General features: G+C 58.8%; 19 protein-coding genes and 2 pseudogenes. 15 read left to right on the top strand and 6 right to left on the bottom strand.

From position 1 onward, the window contains the following. The first annotated feature begins 95 nt into the window (after window positions 1–95). Window positions 96–569: a MarR family winged helix-turn-helix transcriptional regulator gene (locus CFR79_RS07430; RefSeq protein WP_162900474.1), complete on the top strand. Its 474-nt coding sequence runs from the start codon at window positions 96–98 to the stop codon at window positions 567–569. A gap of 166 nt (window positions 570–735) precedes the next feature. Beyond that, window positions 736–1,490, top strand: a protein-coding gene (locus tag CFR79_RS07425) for an IS5 family transposase (RefSeq protein ID WP_110547451.1) whose coding sequence is annotated in 2 segments (ribosomal slippage) — window positions 736–1,075 and window positions 1,075–1,490 — 756 coding nt in all. Because the reading frame shifts where the segments join, the coding sequence is not laid out codon by codon here. A 22-nt stretch (window positions 1,491–1,512) separates the two neighbouring features. Here the strand turns inward: CFR79_RS07425 and CFR79_RS16395 are convergent. The 3 genes and pseudogenes from CFR79_RS16395 to CFR79_RS07410 all read right to left on the bottom strand — a co-directional run. Next, window positions 1,513–2,292: pseudogene (locus tag CFR79_RS16395) on the bottom strand (IS5 family transposase); the annotation flags it as partial. A 58-nt stretch (window positions 2,293–2,350) separates the two neighbouring features. Further along, window positions 2,351–2,761 carry an acyl-CoA thioesterase gene (locus tag CFR79_RS07415; RefSeq protein ID WP_181417390.1) on the bottom strand — a complete coding sequence of 137 codons (411 nt, stop codon included), beginning with the start codon at window positions 2,759–2,761 and terminating at the stop codon, window positions 2,351–2,353. Beyond that, window positions 2,758–3,195: a MarR family winged helix-turn-helix transcriptional regulator gene (locus CFR79_RS07410; RefSeq protein ID WP_181417389.1), complete on the bottom strand. Its 438-nt coding sequence runs from the start codon at window positions 3,193–3,195 to the stop codon at window positions 2,758–2,760. The genes CFR79_RS07415 and CFR79_RS07410 overlap by 4 nt, the downstream gene beginning before the upstream one ends. Window positions 3,196–3,968: 773 nt before the next feature. Here CFR79_RS07410 and CFR79_RS07400 point away from each other — a divergent pair. Next, a pseudogene (locus tag CFR79_RS07400) lies at window positions 3,969–4,442 on the top strand (transposase); the annotation flags it as partial. Between the two features lie 4 nt (window positions 4,443–4,446). On the opposite strand, the gene CFR79_RS16130 reads toward CFR79_RS07400, so the two are convergent. Next, window positions 4,447–4,557, bottom strand: coding sequence for a MerR family DNA-binding protein (locus tag CFR79_RS16130; RefSeq protein WP_258373460.1), 111 nt, complete (start codon window positions 4,555–4,557; stop codon window positions 4,447–4,449). Window positions 4,558–5,361: 804 nt separating this feature from the next. Between CFR79_RS16130 and CFR79_RS07390 the strand changes: the two genes are divergently transcribed. The 12 genes from CFR79_RS07390 (at window position 5,362) to CFR79_RS07335 (ending at window position 19,529) form a co-directional block, all read left to right on the top strand. Beyond that, entirely contained in the window at window positions 5,362–5,784 is a 423-nt protein-coding gene (locus CFR79_RS07390; protein ID WP_306310132.1) for a hypothetical protein, read from the top strand. 11 nt (window positions 5,785–5,795) lie between these two features. Continuing rightward, window positions 5,796–7,049 (top strand): TolC family protein, encoded by a 1,254-nt coding sequence (locus CFR79_RS07385; protein WP_110547448.1) that lies wholly within the window; start codon window positions 5,796–5,798, stop codon window positions 7,047–7,049. Then, a complete protein-coding gene (locus tag CFR79_RS07380) occupies window positions 6,998–8,197 on the top strand; it encodes an efflux RND transporter periplasmic adaptor subunit (protein ID WP_408884564.1) in 1,200 nt (399 codons plus the stop codon). The genes CFR79_RS07385 and CFR79_RS07380 overlap by 52 nt, the downstream gene beginning before the upstream one ends. Further along, window positions 8,197–11,271, top strand: a complete 3,075-nt coding sequence (locus CFR79_RS07375; protein WP_110547446.1) for an efflux RND transporter permease subunit — start codon at window positions 8,197–8,199, stop codon at window positions 11,269–11,271. Before CFR79_RS07380 ends, CFR79_RS07375 begins: the two co-directional genes overlap by 1 nt. Further along, the gene (locus CFR79_RS07370) at window positions 11,271–11,942 is read left to right on the top strand and encodes a response regulator transcription factor (RefSeq protein ID WP_110547445.1); all 672 of its coding nucleotides are present in this window, start codon (window positions 11,271–11,273) and stop codon (window positions 11,940–11,942) included. Before CFR79_RS07375 ends, CFR79_RS07370 begins: the two co-directional genes overlap by 1 nt. Continuing rightward, window positions 11,939–13,288, top strand: coding sequence for a sensor histidine kinase (locus CFR79_RS07365; protein WP_110547444.1), 1,350 nt, complete (start codon window positions 11,939–11,941; stop codon window positions 13,286–13,288). The genes CFR79_RS07370 and CFR79_RS07365 overlap by 4 nt, the downstream gene beginning before the upstream one ends. A 48-nt stretch (window positions 13,289–13,336) precedes the next feature. Continuing rightward, a complete protein-coding gene (locus tag CFR79_RS07360) occupies window positions 13,337–13,660 on the top strand; it encodes a hypothetical protein (RefSeq protein WP_243705285.1) in 324 nt (107 codons plus the stop codon). Window positions 13,661–13,716: 56 nt separating this feature from the next. Next, window positions 13,717–14,424 (top strand): VIT1/CCC1 transporter family protein, encoded by a 708-nt coding sequence (locus tag CFR79_RS07355; protein WP_110547443.1) that lies wholly within the window; start codon window positions 13,717–13,719, stop codon window positions 14,422–14,424. A 444-nt stretch (window positions 14,425–14,868) separates the two neighbouring features. Next, window positions 14,869–15,057, top strand: a complete 189-nt coding sequence (locus CFR79_RS07350) for a YtcA family lipoprotein (protein WP_258373453.1) — start codon at window positions 14,869–14,871, stop codon at window positions 15,055–15,057. Then, complete coding sequence (mdtN, locus tag CFR79_RS07345; protein WP_110547441.1) at window positions 15,057–16,106, top strand: multidrug transporter subunit MdtN; 1,050 nt, start codon at window positions 15,057–15,059, stop codon at window positions 16,104–16,106. Before CFR79_RS07350 ends, mdtN begins: the two co-directional genes overlap by 1 nt. Then, window positions 16,087–17,910 (top strand): FUSC family protein, encoded by a 1,824-nt coding sequence (locus CFR79_RS07340; protein WP_110547440.1) that lies wholly within the window; start codon window positions 16,087–16,089, stop codon window positions 17,908–17,910. The genes mdtN and CFR79_RS07340 overlap by 20 nt, the downstream gene beginning before the upstream one ends. Then, complete coding sequence (locus CFR79_RS07335) at window positions 17,907–19,529, top strand: TolC family protein (RefSeq protein WP_110547439.1); 1,623 nt, start codon at window positions 17,907–17,909, stop codon at window positions 19,527–19,529. The genes CFR79_RS07340 and CFR79_RS07335 overlap by 4 nt, the downstream gene beginning before the upstream one ends. 457 nt (window positions 19,530–19,986) lie before the next feature. On the opposite strand, the gene CFR79_RS15630 is transcribed toward CFR79_RS07335, so the two are convergent. Then, a complete protein-coding gene (locus CFR79_RS15630) occupies window positions 19,987–20,247 on the bottom strand; it encodes a hypothetical protein (protein ID WP_146220120.1) in 261 nt (86 codons plus the stop codon). Window positions 20,248–20,328: 81 nt separating this feature from the next. Next, on the bottom strand, window positions 20,329–21,585 hold the full coding sequence (locus tag CFR79_RS07325) for a Zn-dependent hydrolase (RefSeq protein ID WP_110547437.1): 1,257 nt from the start codon (window positions 21,583–21,585) through the stop codon (window positions 20,329–20,331). Window positions 21,586–21,589: the final 4 nt, after the last annotated feature.

The following is a 21,589-nucleotide window of genomic DNA, read 5'->3' as shown; positions in this document are numbered from 1 at the left end:
ATCCGGCATTTCGCCGCATGACAGGTTGAACGTGACGTGCGCCGCATTAACGACTATGTTCAGCCTGTTTTCATAAACCCGATACAGAGCTGCCCGTGAACAAGAACGTCATACTAGATCCCGCCGCGCATGACTTCGACCTGTTCGGATCCCCTTTCTATCTGATCGCGCATGCGGATTTTCAGTATCACGAAGATGTGGAAGCCGTTCTTGTAAAAAACGGCGTCAATAAAAGTATCTATCGCATACTGACTGTCCTGCGCGCGCAGGAAAATATCAGTATTTCCGGCCTGGCGCAGCATGCGTTGATCAAGCGCAATACGGTCGGGCGACTGATCGAGCGCATGGCGCAGATGCAGCTTGTGACGACCTTCCTGTCCCCTGATGACAACCGCGTGACCATTGTCACCTTGACCCCGGAAGGTCGTAAGCTGCTTGACAGGCTGACGCCTGTTGTCGCCCGTCAGACCATCCGGGCCATGGAGGGCCTGAACCAGGAACAGCTACAGGCGTTTGTAAAAACCCTACGCCATATTATCAAAAATCTGGATAGACTTGGAATAGAGTAGAAACCGTACTGTTCAGGAATGGGCATGCATAAATATAAAGTGTCTGTATTATTTTGAAATTTACCTAGGGCGTGTCGTCAGTTAAGCCCTGAGTGTGGCACGTGAGGGTTGTACTTTGTGTCTGCGTGTGCTGACTGTTTTCCCGTTTTTTGAGGGAGACAGACAGATGCGGCGCTATAGTTTACGCGATGACCAGTGGGAGCGGATAAAGGATCTTCTTCCCGGTCGAGAAGGCTATGTCGGCGGCACTGCGGTGGACAACCGTCTGTTCGTGGAGGCGGTGCTGTATCGCTATCGCGCGGGTATTCCATGGCGCGACCTTCCTGCCCGTTTCGGGGACTGGAAAAACGTGCACCGGCGTCTGCGCCGCTGGTGTGAAAGCGGCGTCATCGAACGGATATTTCGTTATCTGGCCGCTGATCACGACAACGAATACATGATGATCGACAGCACAATTGTCCGGGCGCATCAGCATAGTGCCGGAGCTCTCAAAAAAGGGGCACGGATCAGGCCATCGGACGATCACGAGGCGGGTTGACTACAAAGATCCATGCCATCTGCGACGCTCTGGGCAATCCGGTGGAACTCGGCATCACACCGGGACAGGATGCCGATATCACCCAGGCGGAACCGCTTCTGGAAAACATCGACCCGGATGCTTTCCTTGCTGACAGGGCGTATGACGCGGACAGGTTGATCGATCGGCTGATACAGCGCGGGATTACCCCGGTCATCCCGCCAAAACACAACAGAACGACACGACGGAAAACCGATTTTTCTCTCTACCGCGAACGGAACCTTGTTGAGAGGTTCTTCAATAAACTCAAGCAGTTTCGCGCTATCGCAACCCGCTACGATAAACTGAAATCGACCTTCCTCGCAGCCGTGCAGTTCGCCTCAATCATCATCCTGCTTAACTGACGACACGCCGTAACAGGCCCTAGGTTCTGTTGACAAAAGACGGTAGCCACAATTTTACGGCTGCGAGGTTAAGAAAGGCGAGAAATGATTTTCTTGTCTTGTCATATCGTGTGGCGATACGTCGGAACTGCTTCAGTTTGTTAAACATCCGCTCGATACGGTTTCGATCCCGATAACGACGGAAGTCGCAGGGAATATCCTCTGTGCGATTTAAACGCGGTGGGATAGCAGGAAGAATGCCTCGAAAAAGCAGGTTCTCCCGTATCCTGTCACTATCATACCCCTTGTCGGCCAGAAGTCGGCGCGGTGTCACGACCGGCAGGTCCATCAGGGCATCAGCGCCGGAATAATCAGAAACTTTACCCCCCGTCAGGTCGAAGCCAAGAGGGCGTCCCTGACCGTCAGCACGGGTGTGGATCTCGCTCGTAAAGCCGCCGCGGCTTCGACCAAAACCTTCCTTGTGTGTCCCCCTTTTGCGCCAGCCGCCTGGCTGTGAGCCCGAACGGCCGTGCTGTCGATCATGTGCTGCCAGTCATCGGTCAGACCAAGTTCGACCAGCGTTTCCAGCAGAGCGTCCCAGACACCTTGCTCTGCCCACCGACGGAACCGCACATAGACCGAGTTCCATTTTCCGTAGCGTTCATGCATGTCCCGCCATGGGCAACCGACACGCAGGACATAAAGCATTCCATTGAGAAACAGACGGTTATCCTGTGCCGGTCGTGACCAGCGGCCACGTTCAGGCGGCAGTAGGCCGCCAATGATCGCCCATTCCTCGTCCGTCAGGTCGCCACGCATCCACAGGTCTCCGCAAAGACCAACGTTGAATCACGTCCAAGCCAGTCTGAAAAGACCTTTTGTCAACAGAACCTAGGCTTTCCCTTCGCATCGACAGCCACCACCACGAATGTAGCCGTGGCGCACTGGATAGATTCCGCTTTGCCCAGATCCGCCGCCCACATTTCCAGATGGAAATGCATGGACGTACGCCCCGTCCTGAGCAGCCGGGCATAGACCTTTACATCCTGATGCGGATACACGGGGTGGAGGAACAGCAGTTCCTTGACCGCGACCGTCGTCACGTTTCCCGAACTGGCGCTGCCGCCGGCAAGGCCAGCCGCCTGGTCAAGGCGCGCCATGATCCAGCCACCGAATATGCTGCCCGCCCCGTTCAGGTCGGCTGGCATGGTCATGACCCGTAGTACCAGTTCTGCCGGCGTTTCATCGGCCGGTGTCTCGTTATGTGCCTGCGCGATCTGTTCCGTCATCATTCTGCTCTTGTCCGTTTCTGTTCCCATTGCTCTTCCCTTGCCGCAATGACTGCCTTGGTTTTGCCCAGCAACTGGTGAAGCTGGGACAGTTCATCCTCGGTCATGCCTTTCAGCATTTCCTGTATCCATTCCTGATGGGCAGGCATGGCGGTTGAACAGAGCTGTTCACCCAGCGCGGTCATCTGCACCAGCGTGCTGCGCCGGTCGGTGGGATGAGGGTGACGTTCAACCAGCCCTTCCTGTTCCATAAGGTCGATCAGCCCGGTCACGTTGCCCGTGGTGACCATCAGGCGCTGGGACAGGTCGCCCATCGAGAGCGTTCCGTTGCTGGAATCAAGCTGGGCAAGAACATCAAAGCGCGGCAGGGTAGTATTGTACTTTTTCCGCAAAAGCTTGCGTACGCGCTTTTCAACCAGCTGGGTGCAGGCAAACATCCGGATCCAGACTCTCAGTGCCATCTTGTCGACTGATTTTTGCGTGTTCTCCTTATGCTTGGCGGAGTTTGCTGCGAGCGATGAGTGCACAGGCATTGTCTGTTCCATACCGTATGATGCAGATTATCATAAATCGATGTTATATCATAATAGTTTAGATTAAAGCTTCTAAGGCATGTTTTTCTTTTTTGCAAAGACAAGATTGCTCTGGCGCGCAGTCACGCGTTAAATGCGGCCTTCTGACGACTTTGTGTTGGTCAACCCGTTGCGCCGAATGCATTACGCAGACATCTGATTGTTTATATAAATGATTTTCAATAAGAACAGGTCTGGCCAGAATGACAGTCTTCATGGACATCTGACCATATCTTCGCGCGCATGGCACTATATGCTGGAGATACGAAGTGGACTTGAAACGGATTTGAGCCGGTCATCCAAACATTTTAATGCTCGTATCCAGAGACCGGCGAGATGAAGCGCACGGAAGTTTTCAAGCGCGAGGCCATAAGTATTGCATTAAGCCTTGGGCTGTCACGCACGTGCATGGCTGCGGAGTGTGATGTTGGTGGATCCACTCTGGGTAAGTGAATAATGGATTCTCCTCCGACTGAGTCGGCATCAGAGCATCTGGAGTACCGAACTTACGAGAATGAACGTCTTCATCTTGAAAGCCGGATTCTCAGAACCCTTTTGGAAATTTGATGTAATAGGTTTTCAAGAGGGTTTGAGCGTGATTCAAACGCAGGTTGTAGACGCCAGCACAACGAGGCCGTATGGCCAGCAATACGCGCAAAACGAAACGATATTCATCTGATCTGACCGATGAGGAATGGAAGCGCATAGCCCCACTGATGCCACCTGCGCGCCGACGTGGCCGGAAGCGGGCAACCGCTTTTCGCGAGTCCATCAACGCGCTGCGCTATCCTGTCCGCTCAGGGGGCGGCTGGGAAATACTGCCGGTTGTCTATTGATGGTTCCTCAGGCTGATGCTCGATCGTGAAGCCGCAGGACGCGAGGCCACTCCATCTGGGGGCGTTATCGACAGACAGAGCATCAAGGCACCAGAACGTGGTTATGACGCCGGCAGAAAGATCGTTGGCCGCAAGAGGCACATAGCGGTCGATACGGATGACCGACTGCTTCTGGTCAGGCTGACACCGACCGATATTTCAGATAGTGCAGGAAGACAGATGATCCTGAATGCCATTCGGAAACGCTGGCCATGGGAAGCCTCATGTTACGCCGAACCGCTCATCCGTGAATTTCCAAAAAGGCTCTTACAGGATCAGCCCGTCTGTGCTGCAGATCCAGTAATACCCGCATCTGATTTAGCGGAAAGCCTAACTTTCTTGCACGACGGATAAAGCCCAGACACTTTAAATGTCCCTAGGTGTAGACGCGGAAGTTTCCGGCGAGGCGGAGAGGGCAATGACCGGCACGTTCATAATAGCGGATGGTTTCCCCCTTCGTGTCGGTTATATGGTCCTGCGGCATTCTGTCTTGACCTTGTAGAGGCTACAGGCTGGCCCGACATCATTGTGGCTTGTGTTATGGGCGGGTTGGGGTTGTGGGGCGATTGCGGATTATTCGTTACAGCATCAAAAAATCTGGCGGTATTCTCCCGCGCTGAAAACATCAGACACAACGTTGTGCCGGATACCATTCATGTGGAGGAGCATGGGATCTCGCGGTCTCCGGTATCTTGCGCCGACCTATTTTATAGAATGGCTGCTGAACATGATCAGAAAGCGCGCCGTAATGGATCGGAAATACTTCTACGTGGCGAATATTCTCGTGGGGAATTTTATGTGATTTGAAGAAATAGGTATGTGTCCTGTCAGTCCGTCCGTTCTCCAGGTAATGTTTATTATTAATATTTGTACGCAATTTACAATTATTTATAAAACACCTAAAAATTATCTAATATTATATTTTATTGATGAATTTCCATCCGTAAATCCTGCAAAAATATCAGAACGATAATCATTTTCATAATATAAATTTATTTCGTAGATGACATGTTCAGGTTCACGTCAGGTTTCTCTGTTATCGGTAGGAAGTCATCGTCGTGATGGCAGGAATTATACGTTTTACAGGAAACAGACGCGTATTATGCGAAGGATATTGTACGGCAGCCTGTATACAGCCTGTATTTTCTTTCTGATAATGTCGCCTACCCGGGCAGATAGCGGGACGGAAGGCATATGCATGACAGTCCAGCAGGGCATCCGCCTGCATGTGGACGGTATGTATGGCGGATATCCCCATTCCGTACTGCGCGATGTCGTACTGCAGGGTGTGGCGTGCCCGTCTGATGAGGCTGAACTGCACGCATTCAGCCTTATCGCTGAGCCAGCACCTCATCTGCGTATTTCCGTTATGAGGCCCATGGGACAGGGGCAGCAGGGATCGATTTCCGCCAGGCTGTTCTCGCAGGGGCATTTTGTCATAGGGGAGCGCATGTCCCTCTCCCCCCTGGCGCGGTCCCAGTCTCCCTTTTCGGTTTCGTCCTCCATCAACCTCATGATGGCGCGACTGTGGAGTGACCTGGCCGCACGGATCAGCCATGGTGGTCCCGTCATTCCATGAGGGCCTGAAGCATGAAGCGCGTCATGCGCGCCCTCCTGTCGGTAGTCATGACCGGTGCCCTGACATGGGGGGTGCTGGCCCGGGCTCAGGTGCCCCGGTCCGGCCCGTCCTTCCATGAAGCCGTCAGCATGGCGTGGGCGATCGATCCGGTCCGCACCGAACTGCAGGTCGGCCACCATTCCGCCCGTGCCCGCGCGAGTGCGGCAGGGTCATGGTTTGCCGGTGGCCCGACCCTGTCGGGTGAATACATGGATGACCACATGCTTGGCAGTAACGAAGGCTATACAACGTATCAGGGTGGGGTGTCCGTGCCGCTATGGCTGCCGGGACAGGGTAGTGCCACGCAACAGGTTGCAAGTGCGGAAGCCGCATCGCTTGATGAACAACTCAATGTCGAACACATGGCGCTGTCCATCCGGGTGCTTGATGCGGGTGCCGCCGCCCTGATCGCCCGTACGCGGGTGGATGTGGCCCATACCCTGTATGATGTGACAGCACGTATGGCCACCAGCGCAACACAGGCGGTTCATGATGGCGAACTGGCCTCGGCCGATGGTCAGATGGCGCAGGCGGCAGTGGAGAACGCGCGTAATGAACTGGCCCTGGCGCAGGAGGAGGCCGACAATGCAGCCGCTGCACTGGAGGTGCTCCTCGGCCGTCCGGTTGTGCCGGATCTTGCGCGTTATGGGGCAGGCGACGTCACCCATGCCCGTTTTATCGCGCCCTGTGACATGGAGGACAATGATCCCCGCATACAGGTCGCGCATCGCAATGTTGAAGCTGCTGAGGCTAACATGAAGCTGGCGCACCGTTCTTTCATGCCCAACCCGGAAATCGGCGTGGATGCGATCCATGAAAAGCAGTACGGCAGCCCATGGGATGACCGCGTGGGGCTGAATTTCAGCATTCCCCTGCCCAGCGAGGTCCGCAACACGCCCATCATGGCCGAAGCACGCAACCGGCTGGCTTCGGCTACCAGTCAGGAAACGCAGGCGCGGCGCATGGTGCATCTGGAAATGATGCGGGTACGTGAACGTCTGATTGCAGCCACCACCGCGCGGCAGGCCACCCGCACCGCAGCCGAAAACATGGAGAAGCGGGCCAAGGCGCAGGAACGGGCCTGGCGGTTGGGCGAAGCCAGCCTGGATACGGCACTTGCCGCCCGGCAAACGGCAGCCAATACCCGGCTGGCCAGCGCCCGGGCCGAGGTGGAATGGCATGTCGCCAGCATCCGCATGCTGATCGCAACCGGGATCGTACCGTGAAGCGGCTCACCCCTGCCCTGTTCATCCTGGGCCTGTCCTGCCCGCCAGCCCATGCCACGGACGGGGCATTGCCTCCTGTCGTGAAACTGGATGGGGCTGCCGTAGTAAACGAGGGTATTACCATCGCCACGGCAGTACCCGGCAGGGTTGCGCCCATGCTGCCGGTCATAAGCCGGGTCATGCCTGATACGACCCGGGTCGTGCATATCCACCCCGCTGGCAGCGGCAAGGTGCTGGTGGTGCTGGTGCAGCCGGGAACACCCGTGCGGCGAGGACAGTCGCTGCTGCGTTATCAGGACCATTCCCTGCATGTCGCGCGCCTGCAGGCGGTCCAGATGCGTGCGGCACTCACCGCTGCCATCGCGGCCCGGAGCGATGCGGCGGGCGCCGTGCAACGGGCAAAGGCACTGGCGGGCGAAAGTCTGTCGATGGCCGAACTGCGCCGCAGGCAGGATGCACTGGCGCAGGCTGATGCCACAATGCGCGCGCGACAGGCGGACGTGGACACGCTGGGCCACCGTTTCGCGGAAGAGTTCAATTCATCATCGGAACAGGACAGCCAGGGCACGGAAGACGAGACCTCGACCCTGATTTCCCCTGTTGATGGCATGGTGCAGGCAATCAATACGTCGGTGGCGGGCGACATGGACCCGACCATGGACGTGGCGACCGTGGCGGACCTGTCCGGCATATGGCTTGTCTCCGATATCCCGCCCGATCAGGCGGCGCGGATTGCGCCGGGCGGGCTGCAGGTGACGCAGGCGGCAGATGGCCCGTTCACGTCGCGTATCAATACGGTGGATGGCATGGCCAGTCCGCTGACCGGGCTGGTCCGGGTCATAAGCACTGTGCCCAACCCTGCCGGCGCACTGATGCCCGGCATGGTGCTGGATGCAACACTGGCACAGCGCGACAGCGTTGCGGGCATTGTCGTGCCGTCCGAAGCCTGCCAGCAGATTGACGGGCATAGCATCGTGTTCGTGCGGGTGAGCGAAACCGATTACCGGCCCGTCGTGGTCGATGTGGCGCTGGATGACGGAACACGGGCAGTCATCCGCTCCGGCCTGAAAGGGGGCGAGCCGGTCGTAGGGCACGGCAGTTTCGCCCTGCGTTCGGTCATCGGCCTTGCCGGGATGGATGCCGAGTGATGGCGCGCAGGTATCTTGAAGCCCTGCTACGTGCGCGTATGCTGGTTCTGGGCGGACTTTTCGTGCTGCTGGCGGCTGGCATCATGACGGTGCTGGGCCTGCCGGTGGAGGCGGTGCCCGATATCTCGCCCCGCCAGGTGCTTGTCTCGGTCGTCGCGCCCGGCCTTGCGACGGAGGAAGTGGAGAAACTCATCACCTTTCCCGTCGAGGCCAGCATGACCGGCATTCCCGGCATGACCGACCTGCGCTCCGTCTCCCGTGGCGGGGTGTCGGTGGTGTATGTGCAGTTTGCCGATGACACCGACATCAACCTTGACCGTATCCGCGTAAACGAGCGCATGCAGCAGGCGCGTTCGAACATATCCGTGCCCGGAATTACCATCAGCATGGGGCCGCTGGCCACCGGCATGGGTGAGATCATGCAGTTCCAGATCCGCGGCGCAGGGCGCTCGCTCATGGAACTCAACCGCATCATGAACTGGACCGTGGTGCCGCAGATGCGCCTTGTTCCCGGCGTGGTGGATGTCAACGTCAATGGCGGGGCCGAGGAAACCTATGAAGTCACGCTCGATCCGGCACGGCTGATCGGGGCCAATCTTTCAGTCGGTGAGGTCTATCGCGCGATGGATGAGAATAATGCCGCGTCCGGTGGTGGCTGGATCACGCATCATGCCGAACAGCAGAGCGTGGTCGGGCGTGGGCTGGTGGGCAGTCTGGCGGATTTTGGCAACATCGCCGTGCGGACGAATGCGGACGGCTCGGTCATACGCCTGCGCGACCTCGGGCGCATCACCACGGGCGCACGTACCCGGCTGGGGGCAGTCACGCGCGATGGACAGGGCGAAATCGTGATCGGCGTGGTGATGATGGAAAGTGGGGCCAGTTCCAACGCCACCCTTGCCGCGATTGACCGTGCCCTGCCAGGTATCAGGCAGGCACTGCCCGCAGGCGTAATGCTGGAACCCTACTACACCCGCGCCACCCTGACCGGGCAGACCATCGCTACCGTGCGCGACAACCTGTTGATGGGCGCGGTGCTGGTGGTGGGCGTGCTGGTGGTGGTAATCGGGAGCTGGCAGGCGGCCCTTGTCATTGCCTCGGTCATTCCGGTGGCCCTTGTCTGCGCCATGGCGGGGATGCGACAGTTCGGGATTTCGGCCAACCTGCTCAGCCTTGGCGCGATCGACTTCGGCATGATCGTCGATGGTTCGCTGGTGGTGATCGAGCATGTCCTCTCCCGACGGGAGGAGGAGCCGGATGTGGAGTTCATGCCCCTCGTGGTCTCGTCCGTACAGCAGGTCATGCGTCCGGTCGGGTTCGCCATACTGGTCATCATCATGGTTTACCTGCCCATCCTGACCCTGCAGGGGATCGAGGGGCACATGTTCCGCCCCATGGCGCAGACGGTCATCATGGCGCTGCTGGCCTCGCTTGCGTACTGTTTCATCTGCATTCCCGTGCTGGCCAGCCTGACGCTGGGGCGGGTGCAGCCTGCGGGCGATACACGGCTGATAGCATGGCTGCGCCGCCCCTATACGCGCATGGTGACATGGGGCGAGACGCATCCGGGCATCCTGTTTGGCGGCACGATCGCGGTGCTGGTCGTATCGGCTGTTCTTGCCACACGACTGGGGGGTGAATTCATACCCCAGCTTGATGAAGGGGCACTTGCGGTCACCACCACGCGGCTGCCCTCGGCCGCGCTCGACACCGTGCTGGCGTCGGTCACGAAGCAGGAGCAGATCCTGCGCCGCTTCCCCGAGGTCAGGACGGTGATCAGCAATACCGGCACATCCGCCATCCCGACCGATCCGATGGGGGTAAACGAGACCGACAGCTTCGTCTTTCTCAACCCACCCTCCACATGGAAAACCGCCCGCACGCAGGCCGGGCTTGTGGCCGCGATGGACGACACCCTGCGGCACGAACTGCCCGATGCACTGTATTCATGGAGCCAGCCGGTGCAGATGCGCATGGACGACCTGCTCTCTGGTGTGCGCACCCAGATTGCCGTCTCGATCTTCGGAGATGACCTGACAACGCTGGCCGAACTGGGCGACCGGGTGGTGGCCGTAATGTCCGGCGTGAAGGGCGCGGCGGACGTGGCGGCGGCGGGCGATGGCACCGTGCCGCTGATCGTGGCCGATATCGACCGTACGCAGGCTGCCAGCCGTAACGTGGCGGTGCAGGATATTCTGGATACGGTAGAGGCAGTCGGCGGACATATCGGTACAAGGCCGGTGATGGTGGACAATGCCATCATTAGCACGCAGGTGCGCCTTGACCCGAAGCGCGTGACCTCGGCTGCCGCAATTGGTGCGCTGCAGGTCCAGCGCATGGACGGGCACGGCAGTGTTATGCTCTCACAGGTGGCGCATGTGCATGAAGTCGATGGCCCGCCGCGTATAAGCCGGGACCGGGTGCGTCGGCGCATGGTGGTGCAGGCCAATGTGCGCGGGCGCGATCTTGCGTCCTACGTGGCCGAAGCACAGGCCCGCGTGATGCGGGACGTAAAACTGCCCGCAGGCTATACCATGCAGTGGGATGGCCAGTTCCGTAACCTGCAATCAGCGGTGCTGCGGCTGGAGATCGTCCTGCCCATTGCCCTTGGCCTGATCTTTGCCCTGCTGGTGGTGGCGTTTGGCGCGGTTCGGCCGGCGCTTCTGGTATTCATCAACCTGCCGGTGGCGGCGACCGGCGGCATCGTGGCGCTGACACTGCGCGGCCTGCCATTCAGCATTTCTGCAGGCATCGGCTTTATTGCACTGTTTGGCGTGGCGATCCTAAACGGGGTGGTGCTGGTCAGCGAAATCGCAGCCCTGCGCGCGGGCGGCATGGCGGTAGCACAGGCGGCCTTTGCCGCCGCCGGATCCCGTTTTCGTCCCGTTATGGCTACGGCCCTTGTCGCCAGCCTTGGCTTTTTCCCCATGGCGTTGTCGGACAGCGCCGGGGCGGAAGTCGAACGCCCGCTGGCCAGCGTGGTGATCGGCGGGCTGGTTACGTCCACATTGCTTACACTCCTGGTGCTGCCATCGCTTTACGCCCGGGTCATGCGAGAGAAGGTTCAGGACTGATGCGTATCCTTATCGTGGAAGATGAACATGACCTTGGGGTGGCTGTGCAGGAGCGCGTGCGTCTGGACGGGCATGCAGTGGACTGGTTCATGACGTTGGAGGACGCGCGCGCGGCCATGGCCATCGTGGATTATGATTTCATGCTGCTCGATCTTGGCCTGCCGGATGGCAGCGGGCGCAGCCTGCTGCGGGACATCCGCCGGACGTCATCTAATATCGCCGTCCTCATCACCACGGCGGAAGACCAGATCAGCGACCGCATTGCCGGCCTGTCGGAAGGGGCGGATGATTATATTGTCAAGCCTTACGACCTGAACGAACTCGTGGCCCGTATCGCTGCCGTGGCGCGGCGCTATGCCGCACCGCGCAGGCCGGTCCATTATCGCATTGGCGAGATTACGATCGACCGGGAAAACCGCTCGGTATCGCGCAACGGGCGGGTGCTGGACCTGACCGCACGGGAATGGGCCATTATGGAACTGCTGTCGCGCAGTCCGGGGCGGATCTATTCCCGCCAGCAGATCGACACGGCCCTGTATGCGCTGGATCAGGATGTGGACAGCAACACTGTCGAGGTTTTCGTCAGTCGCCTGCGCAAAAAGGTGGGCAACACGGTGATCAGGACTGTCCGTGGCCGTGGATACTGCCTGACTGCTGGTGAAGCAGTATGAGGAGCTGGAGCCTTGCCACCCGCATTGTCAGCAGTGTCCTGAGCGTGGTGACGCTCAGCCTGCTGGCTCTCAGCCTCGCCGTTGCAGGCTTTACCCGCTACGAAATAACGGAACGGCTGGACAATTCCCTGCAGGAGGTCTCCGAACGGCTGCAGGCCACCATCGCTACTCAGCCTCATGGATCACGGGATACTGTTGCCTGGGTGCCCGGTGTGGGACCGCGCACACTTGCCTATCAGGTGGTCGATCAGTCCGGACACGTGGTGTTGCGTTCACAGAATGCACCGGTTCAGCCCTTTGTGCCCGATATCCATACCGGGTTTGTCGATACCACCCGTTTCCGGGTCTATATCGCAGCCCCGACCGACACGGCCTATCGTGTGCTGGTGGGGGAGCCGACATTGCACCGTCGGGGGGCGACGTGGCGCGCAACGGCGATCGCCATTGTGCCGATACTGGTTTTCCTGCCTGTCATCTGGCTGCTGGTGCGCGTGATCGTGCGCCGTGCCCTGCGCCCGCTTGACCGCCTGCATGATGAAATGCAATCGCGTGGCAGCGGCAACCTGCGGCCCATCCCCTCGCTTGACCTGCCCGTGGAACTCGTCTCCATCCAGCACGCCGTCAATACCCTTCTGGCCCGTCTGGAAACGGCGCTCTCCACCGAGCGGGCCTTTGCCGCGAGCGCCGCGCATGAACTGCGCAACCCGCTTGGCGCCCTGCTGGCGCAGGTGCAGATGCTGGGCCGCATGGTATCGCCGCAAACGGAGGCCGGCCGGAGGGTGGATATCATTGCCGACCGGACGCGCCGACTGGGACGGACGGTGGAAAAACTGCTGCAGTTCTCACGTGCCTCGTCAGGTGTTGCCTTCCGCCGTAACCGCTTCGATCTCCTGACCGTGCTGCGTGTGCTGGCGGACGATCTGGACCAGAACCCGCGTGACGGGTGTGGAATCATCCTGACCGTAAACGGGATCAGCCACATATTCGTGCATGGTGACATGGATGCGACTGGCATCATGCTACGTAACCTGCTGGAAAACGCGCTGCTGCACGGGGTGGGTGACATTCCGGTGCATGTGACCGTCCTGCCAGATGGTAGCATTGACATCATCAACGATTGTCCGGCCCTGGCGGCGGACATGCTGGCGCGGCTGACCAGCCCGTTCGTGCGTGGCGGGACTGGCACGCGCGGTAGCGGTCTTGGCCTGACGATTGCCAGCAATATTGCCCGGCAGATGGATGCGACCGTGTGCCTGCGTTCCCCACTGCCGGAATCAGGCAGGGGGTTTGGTGCCCGCATTACTTTCCCCGACCCGGATGTGATCCCAGCTTCCGGCTTGGCCTGAGACCGCGCGTTCAGTTTCGCGTCATGTAGAACTGATATGAGGACTGGCATGATGCAGGAAACATTCTCCGCACGCATACGCTATGACGCACCGACAGTCCTTTTTCACTGGAGCCGTGCGGCAATCATCATGCGGCAGTTCATAAGCACAAATATATGGGGCCTGTTCCATAATCCACTGCATCACACAGCTTGTGGTCAGCCACCTGACGGCGGGAATGGTGCCGCTCCTGCCCCTCCGCATCACGTGGCGGATCGGGTGGGGGCGGCAGATGTCCGCTTGGCCCGCAGCGTGGAATACAGCCTGTATGGGCTGACCATGATGGAAATCGGCCTTGGCCACCGGCCACGCGTTGGCGGCGTGTTTTCATGACTTCATCCTGCACGACAATGTTCTGCAGCGCATGTTCATTACCGGGAATATATCCAATGGGCGTAATTGATAAGGGCATATCTGGTTCGGGAGAGGTACATGCAACAGCCCGTCTGGGCTGGCTGCGGGCTTCCGTTCTTGGGGCAAATGATGGAATACTGTCTACTTCCAGCCTTATTATTGGCGTTGCAAGTGCCCATACATCGCAGGCTGGAATACTACTGTCTGGCATATCCAGTCTGATAGCTGGTGCCATGTCCATGGCCGCGGGGGAATATGTGTCTGTCAGTTCCCAGGCAGATTCGGAAAAGGCGGATCTGACCCGTGAAAAAAGGGAACTCGGTAGTAGCTGGGATTCTGAAGTCAGCGAACTGGCTGGCATATATCGTCAGCGTGGACTTGATGATCTTCTGGCGCATCGGGTCGCCGTCGCCTTGATGAAACATGATGCGCTGGGTGCCCATGCCCGTGACGAACTGGGTATTTCCGAGGCAACGGCGGCGCGTCCGATACAGGCTGCCCTGGCATCCGCATGTGCCTTTGCGCTTGGTGCCATACTGCCGGTGCTTACGGTCGTGGTATCACCGCTCAGGCTGGTATCATGGAGTGTCTCTATTGTTTCGCTGATCTGTCTTGCAATTCTGGGGACTGTCGGCGCTCTGGCTGGAGGTACGCCACCCTGGCGTCCAGCGTTGCGGGTGATATTCTGGGGCGTGATGGCTATGGTTTTTACATCAGTTATTGGAAACGTATTTAATAATTAAAAAATGTGTTTTATTTTGAAATTGGTATTATTGATTATTTAAATATTTATTGTATTTAAAAATTATGATTACCGCAAGGTATCTGGCAGGACAGCATATCTGGGCGTTGCAGTCATAACGCGTTGCGATACGGTGCGCTGTATGGTTGGCGACAGAATGTTTCAGCACTGCTTTGCGGATGGTTTTTGGAAAATCGTTCTTAACAAAATGACGCTGGTCAATCCATTCAATGGACTGAATTAACAATTTGTTTATATTTAAATAATCTGGAATAGAAATATTTTTGTGACTATTTTTTAATAGAAAATATGATAACAGGGAATTTCCGACACGATTGAGGAAGATTTTTCCCCTGTCATGATATCAGTGCGTCCACTAACGACCTTGCCATTTTTTCCCCTGTTGCTTGGGGGATGTGCATTCCGGGGGGCGCCCTCTTTTCCAGTGGTGGGCGCCTATTTCCCGGCATGGATGGTGTGCGGGCTGACCGGGGTTGCGGTGTCGCTGGGCCTGCGGGTGGTATTTGTGCTGACCGGGGTGGATGCCATCCTCAGCTTCCGGCTTTTTACCTATGTTGCACTGGGTATCCTTGCCGCGCTGGCGGTCTGGCTGGTGGCCTTCGGACCCGGATGATGCAGCGCGTCCGTATTTCAGGCAGGAAGCCGCTTGGCATGCTCATTGCCGCAGGCTGCATCGGTGCTGCCGTCGTGCTGGGTTTTTATGTGGCTCACCGGGAAAATGCCTATCCCGGGTCCGATAGCGCAAGCATTGATGCCGAACTGGTTCATATCGCCTCAACGGTTGGTGGACGGCTGGCAGACCTTCCGGTTCAGGTCAACCAGCATGTTCATAAGGGCGATGTGCTGTACCGTCTCGATCCCGAGCCTTACATGCTGGGCGTGCAGCAGGCACAGGCCAATCTGGACCTTGCCAGCGCGGAGGTGGAGAACCAGAAGCGTCTGGTTGGCGTTAAAACGGCAACCGCCGCCGCCGCGCGTGACCAGGTGACCCGCGCCCGGACCAACCGCGATCTTGCAGCCCGTACGACCGAGCGCCTGCAGCCGCTGGCCGGTAAGTCCTATATTCCATGGCAGGAATACGACCAGGCCCGCGTTGCCCTGCGTGATGCCGAAGTCTCGCTGGCACAGGCGCGACAGCAGTCGGAAGCGGCGGATATGGCCGTGGGTGATCTGAAAAGCGCACAGGCCGCACAGGCCGCAAGCCAGGCGATGCTGGATCATGCCCGTTACGAACTGCGCCAGACAGTTGTCACCGCGCCTGCGGATGGGTACGTGACCAGCCTTAGTGTAAAGCCGGGCGAAGTGCTGGCCCCGTCACAGGTGCTGTTTACGTTGATTGTGGATGAGGCATGGTACGTGACCGCCACCATCCGGGAAGTCGACCTTGCCCCCGTGCATCCCGGTGACTGTGTTACGGTCTATTCCATGATCGACCGCCACACCCCCCTGCGGGGCCATGTGGAAAGCATTGGGTGGGGCGTCATGTCCGCCGATACGACCGGCCTTGCACGCACGCTGCCCCTCGTGCCACGGCAGATGGACTGGGTTCACGTCGCCCAGCGTTTTCCGGTCCGGATCCGGCTCGATGACATCCGCCCTGCCCTGCTGCGCATGGGCGCCACCGCTACCGTCGAGATCCGTTATGGCGCCGCCTGCCACTAACGTCCCTACCGCACAGGGGGCGCGCACGGGCATGCCCCATGGTTTGTCCCTGTCGCGCCTGTGGGCGCTGGTCTGTAATCCGGCACCCGGTCGGCTGGGTTATGCCCTGCGTATGGCGGCGGGGTGTACCACCACCGTGCTGGTGGGGGAAATATGGCAGGTGCCCGATCTGGCCGTGCCTGCTCTGGTGACCATGGCGCTGTGGCAGAAAGACCGGGTGACGAATGTGCTGGCGGCAGTGGGCCTCAACATCTTCGTCGTGTTCCTGCTGGCTTTCGTGTTCGGGCTGGTCCGTCTGACGCTGGACCACCCGATGGGACTGGTCATCATCATTGCGCTGCTGTCGTTCGGCTTTTTCTTTCTCGGCTCGGCAAGCAGGCTCAGGCCAGTCGCCTACGTGCTCGGCCTGACCGTCGTGTATGCGCTGATCGCCATTGATCAGGTACCGGTGGGTGAAATCGTGACCCGTGCCGTGCTGTATACCGATCTGTTCCTCGCCGTGCCCGGCGCGGTGATGATTGTGCTCGGGCTGCTGATCTGTCCTTCGCCCAAAACGCTTCTGACCGACGGCATTGCAGCGCGTCTCAACCTGTCCATTAGCCTGCTGCGAAACCCTGATGACAGGCTGATCGACCATGCCACGGGTCTGCTACGCGCCGGGTCTGCCGAAATGATGGGCAATGTGAAAATGGCGGGACTGGAAAAGGTCTGGTCCCCCCATGATCTTGCCTGCCTGCAGCAGGCCGCCAATGCCAGTGTCGCGATGCTGGCGCTGTCGATTGATGCAGCACGCGCGCAGGCCACAGCACCGCCCGAACTGGTCGCAACACTGGGCGATATGGCGGCCATGTTCGAAGAAGGCGACTATCCTGTCGATATCCCCCTTCCCGCTCCCATCGGGGACAGCGCCATCCTGCATGACCTTGCGGCCCTGTTGCCGACATTTACAACGCCTGCGGGAGCGCAACCGGAAAAAACGGGCGGTCCTGCAGGTTTCTTTGCCCCTGATGCATTCACCAGCCCCACTCATGTCCGCTTCGCGGTCAAGGGCACGGCTGCGGTCATGAGCAGCTATCTTTTGTTCAAGATGCTGGACTGGCCGGGCATCCATACCTGCGTCATCACCTGTTTCATCGTGGCGCTCCCCACTATGGGCGAAATGATCTCCAAACTGACGCTGCGCATCACCGGGGCGCTGATCGGGGGTATGATCGGGATCTTGGGCATCATTTTCGTCATGCCGCACCTGGATGGCATTACGGGCTTTCTGGTTCTTGTCTTTGTCGTTTCCCTGCTCGGAGCATGGATCAAGACAGGTGATGCACGGATCGCCTATGCCGGTTTCCAGATTGGTCTTGCCTTCTACCTGACCGATCTCAAGGGCTATGGACCAACCAGTGATATGGCGACGGCGCGGGACCGTATTGTAGGCATCATGATCGGCAATTTCATCACGTACGCCATCTTCACCAGTTTCTGGCCCGCCAGTGCGCGTGATGCGATACCGGAGAAACTTGCAGCCCTGTTCGGCCTTCTGCGCCGGCAGGCGGATGCGCCTGTTCTCCAGCATCGCGAAGCCCTGTTTGCCCGGGTACAGGGCGCGATGGAAACTGCGGAGCTGGCGGTAGAATATACGTGGGCCGAACCAGTGCCCCCGGGCGACGATGCGGACCAGCGCAATACCCAGCTTATAACATGGCGCGACACGCTGGCGCAGGCCGGATGCCTGGGCACCATGCTGCTGGGCCACGCCCCGTCTGATACGGCCGCACGGATCGAACAACTGGAACACAGCGCCCGATGAACCGTCATGCTTTTTCCATACTGGCCGGCTGCGCGATTGTTGTCCTGTGCGGGTGCGCCACGCATGAACTGGCCAGTGCCCCGGCCAGTCCGGACAGCCCATGGCAGCCCGGTCAGACCGCCAGCGGCGAAATCCAGCCCGGTCGTGCGGCCCGACATGGGCTGCTGATGCCACCGGGTTTCACCCTGCCCTCCAACAGCCAGATTCAGGTGCGCCCCCCTGATACGGCCATTACCGCACAGGCCGGGCATGCCTACGGGCTGGCGGAACTGATTGACATTGCCCAGTCGGCCAACCCCGATACGCGTCGGGCGTGGGATACGGCGCGCGATGCGGCTCTGGCTGTGGGCATTACCAGAAGCACCTACCTGCCCCGGCTGACGGCAACTGTGGTGGGTGGCTACAATCACACCCGCAACAATGGTGACAACCCTTCCATCAGCAATGGCGGCGCGGCGGGCGATGCTTTCAATGGCGGGGTGACCAGTTTCAACAATCTTGTCGGTGGCGTTCGCAACGCCGGTTCAGGTGCGGGTGAAATCCAGACGGTAGGACTGGAATGGCTTCTGTTTGATTTTGGCAAACGTGAAGCCGTGCTGGCCGCGATGCGGCAGGGACAGATCGGGGCCAATATCCTGTTTACCGCCGCCCACCAGAAAATCATTTATGGTGTTACCATCGCCTTCTATGCCCACGCGGCGGCGGCTTCCCGCGTGCGCTGGCTGGAACAGGCGCTGGAAAATGCCCGGCGGGTGGAGGATGCCGCACAGGCGCGGCTGAAACATGGGCAGGGCACGATCGTGGATGCGACACAGGCCCGCCAGGCCACGGCCCAGACCGAACTCCGTCTTGTGCAGGCGCAGGGCGATGTGGAAAATACCTATCTGGAACTGGTCAATGCGATGGGCATTTCCCCCCGCACCCGCCTGCAGACCGAGAATGTATCGGACCGGCCCCTTACGCTGGATGATACCCGACTGAGTGATGCCTTTGTCCAGCAGGCGGTTGCACGCCGGGCGGATGTACTGGCGGCTTACGCCAGCGTAAAAGCTACCCAAAGTGAGGTTACCGCAGCCAGGAGCGAATTCCTGCCCAAGATCTTCGTGACTGGCAATGTTGCCTATACCACCGGTCGGCTGGCGCTGTCTTCCGTGCCGGGGGTCGGCAGTGATAGTCCGCCCACCCTCAACCTGTCTTCCAATGCGCTCAGCAGCGTGATTCTGGGCGGGATCAGCGTACCGATCTTTGATGGCGGCATGCGGGCGGCCCAGCTCAGGCAGGCACAGGACCGGGCGGATAGCGCCAGCGCCACATTACAGAAAACGGTGGATGCATCCGTCAAGCAGATCGTGGCGGCAGAAAACGCCCTGCATACCAGCCTGAGCGCCTACAGCGCATCCGGCAGGCTGGAGGCTGCGACACGGACAGCGTTCGATGCAGCGTATGCTGCCTATCGCAATGGTGTGGGGTCTATCATACAGACATCCATGGCCCAGAACGGCCTTCTGGATGCGACCCTCAGTCATTCCGATGCCTATTACGCCGCCCTGATCGCGGCGGCCAGCCTGGCATTTTCTACCGGGTCACTTGATCAGGCCCCGGCTGAATATGCCCCCTGAGCGTGGGGACGGAGCACGGTCCCTGAGATGAAAAAAAACGCTCATTTACCGACAGGCGCTGCCTTTGCTGGGCCTGTCCGCCTCGGGTATCAGAACGGCAGCGTTCCGTGGAGCAGAAAGGGCGAGAGGAGTGCGCCGGATGGATACGGTCGTAAACCGTGCTCAGGTCATGGATTCATCTTTAGTCGCTCTCCACGAAAGGCAGCCGCTTTAGGACCAACCGACATTCAGGCGGTGCGAGTTGAATGTAGCGTAATGGCGGCGGATTGCGCCTCTGCTTCCCGGCTGGGGTGGGGATGCAGGCCCAGTGGGGCAGACGTGCCATGCGTTTGAATAAACGATTGAACCAGAACGTATTTTCTTTCGAATGACCGCATGGGCGTCCTGCTTCCCGCATCAGGGATCATCACGGTATGGGCGCGTCGGCACGCTGGAGGAGTTGGAAAACGGCGACTTTTCAGGCAACACCCCGGCCTCTTTTGTCTTTGCGATGTCCGCCGAAATAGCTTTCATCGACTTCGACCTTCCCTTCGAGAGACCCTTCCAGGGCATTGTGCCCGACGATAATTTGCCGACTCTTACTACAGGATAGGGTCGCGGTATTGCGATTGACACCGATAATCTCCGTAGCACTGCGCGCGGGCGTACCTGCAACGAAATGCTCCAGAAAGTGTCTTGGGGTGGAAAGTGCCAGACGGCTGCGGCGACGTGCTTTCATATGACATATCAATACATCATTTGATTACCTAAGCCCGCCTCTAACTTAATGCTGTGATAGTCGTCTCCCCCTTTATGTATTTCATTCGCTCTTTCGGTATGATGACGCGTCTGCAAGATGCTGAGTCACATCAAGCAGCACGTTCGCCCCTGCAATCAGCCCTTCGTTCGATGTAAATTCGGCCGGGTTATGGCTAATGCCCTTGTGGCTGGGAACGAAAATCATCGCAGTTGGTGCCATGCTGGCGATCATCTGTGCATCATGCCCTGCACCGGAAGTCATGCGCCGGGCGGTCAGGCCGCGTTTCAATGTCGCCTCTTCGATCAGGTCAATAATACGGGCATCAAATGTAACGGGTCGGGAGCGGGCAAGTATTTCGACGTGGATTTTTACATCTCCCGAGGTCTCCAGATCAGACAGGAATGCGGCCAACGCATTTTCCTCCTCCTGCAGTCCCGTTTCATCGGGATTGCGCAGATCGACTGTCAGGGTTGCCCGGGCGGGGATGACATTTATGGCGTTGGGTTCAAAAGCAACGCTGCCCACAGTGGCAACACCAGACGGTTCTGAAGCCATGGCGCGGTCATGCACGAAGGTCATGATCCGTGCTGCAGTGTATCCGGCGTCGTGCCGTAGGGCCATGGGGGTTGTACCCGCATGGTTGGCCTGCCCTTCTATCGTGATGCGCTGCCATGAAATGCCCTGCAGATCCTCCACCGCGCCGATGGGGATGCCGGAATATTCCAGCACAGGCCCCTGCTCGATATGAAGCTCTACATACGCATGGGGACGCATGAAACCGACAGCATGATCGCCAGCATAACCAATACGGGCAAGCTCCTGCCCCAGCACCGCACCATCGGTGCTGCGTGTGGCAAGCGCCGTTTCCAATTCCAGTTCCCCTGCGTAAACCAGCGATCCCATCATGTCCGGTGCAAAGCGGACCCCTTCCTCATTCGTAAACGCGGCCACGGCGATGGGCCGATCGGGAACGAAGCCTGCTTCGCGAAGTGTCTGGATAACCTCCAGCCCGGCGAGAACGCCGTAACACCCATCATAAATGCCTGCATCCATGACGGTATCAATATGCGAACCCAGCAGGACCGGTTGCTGGCTACCATATTTGTTCCCACCCCATATGCCAAAAATATTGCCAATCCGGTCTATCGCCACTTCCAGACCCGCAGCCCTGATCCACGCAACAAGGTGATCACGGGCCTGTCTGTCAGCATCGGACAGGGCGAGGCGCGTCAATCTGCCATCCGCGTCTCTGCCAATACTGCCCAGTTCCTGAATGCGGGCCAGAAGACGGGTGCTGTTGACTGATAACGGCTTCATGATT

It is taken from the genome of Komagataeibacter saccharivorans (assembly GCF_003207825.1).
GTDB lineage: Bacteria > Pseudomonadota > Alphaproteobacteria > Acetobacterales > Acetobacteraceae > Komagataeibacter > Komagataeibacter saccharivorans.
This window is presented reverse-complemented; position numbering and strand designations above follow the sequence as displayed.

Bases quoted from the DNA above. Each gene is read 5' to 3' on its own strand.
- CFR79_RS07415 (WP_181417390.1), bottom strand. From the start codon at position 2,761: ATGATGACGGAACAGATCGCGCAGGCACATAACGAGACACCGGCCGAT.
- CFR79_RS07410 (WP_181417389.1), bottom strand. From the start codon at position 3,195: ATGTTTGCCTGCACCCAGCTGGTTGAAAAGCGCGTACGCAAGCTTTTG.
- CFR79_RS07390 (WP_306310132.1), top strand. From the start codon at position 5,362: ATGTCGCCTACCCGGGCAGATAGCGGGACGGAAGGCATATGCATGACA.
- CFR79_RS07385 (WP_110547448.1), top strand. From the start codon at position 5,796: ATGAAGCGCGTCATGCGCGCCCTCCTGTCGGTAGTCATGACCGGTGCC.
- CFR79_RS07380 (WP_408884564.1), top strand. From the start codon at position 6,998: ATGGCATGTCGCCAGCATCCGCATGCTGATCGCAACCGGGATCGTACC.
- CFR79_RS07375 (WP_110547446.1), top strand. From the start codon at position 8,197: ATGGCGCGCAGGTATCTTGAAGCCCTGCTACGTGCGCGTATGCTGGTT.
- CFR79_RS07370 (WP_110547445.1), top strand. From the start codon at position 11,271: ATGCGTATCCTTATCGTGGAAGATGAACATGACCTTGGGGTGGCTGTG.
- CFR79_RS07365 (WP_110547444.1), top strand. From the start codon at position 11,939: ATGAGGAGCTGGAGCCTTGCCACCCGCATTGTCAGCAGTGTCCTGAGC.
- CFR79_RS07360 (WP_243705285.1), top strand. From the start codon at position 13,337: ATGATGCAGGAAACATTCTCCGCACGCATACGCTATGACGCACCGACA.
- CFR79_RS07355 (WP_110547443.1), top strand. From the start codon at position 13,717: ATGGGCGTAATTGATAAGGGCATATCTGGTTCGGGAGAGGTACATGCA.
- mdtN (WP_110547441.1), top strand. From the start codon at position 15,057: ATGCAGCGCGTCCGTATTTCAGGCAGGAAGCCGCTTGGCATGCTCATT.
- CFR79_RS07340 (WP_110547440.1), top strand. From the start codon at position 16,087: ATGGCGCCGCCTGCCACTAACGTCCCTACCGCACAGGGGGCGCGCACG.
- CFR79_RS07335 (WP_110547439.1), top strand. From the start codon at position 17,907: ATGAACCGTCATGCTTTTTCCATACTGGCCGGCTGCGCGATTGTTGTC.
- CFR79_RS15630 (WP_146220120.1), bottom strand. From the start codon at position 20,247: ATGAAAGCACGTCGCCGCAGCCGTCTGGCACTTTCCACCCCAAGACAC.
- CFR79_RS07325 (WP_110547437.1), bottom strand. From the start codon at position 21,585: ATGAAGCCGTTATCAGTCAACAGCACCCGTCTTCTGGCCCGCATTCAG.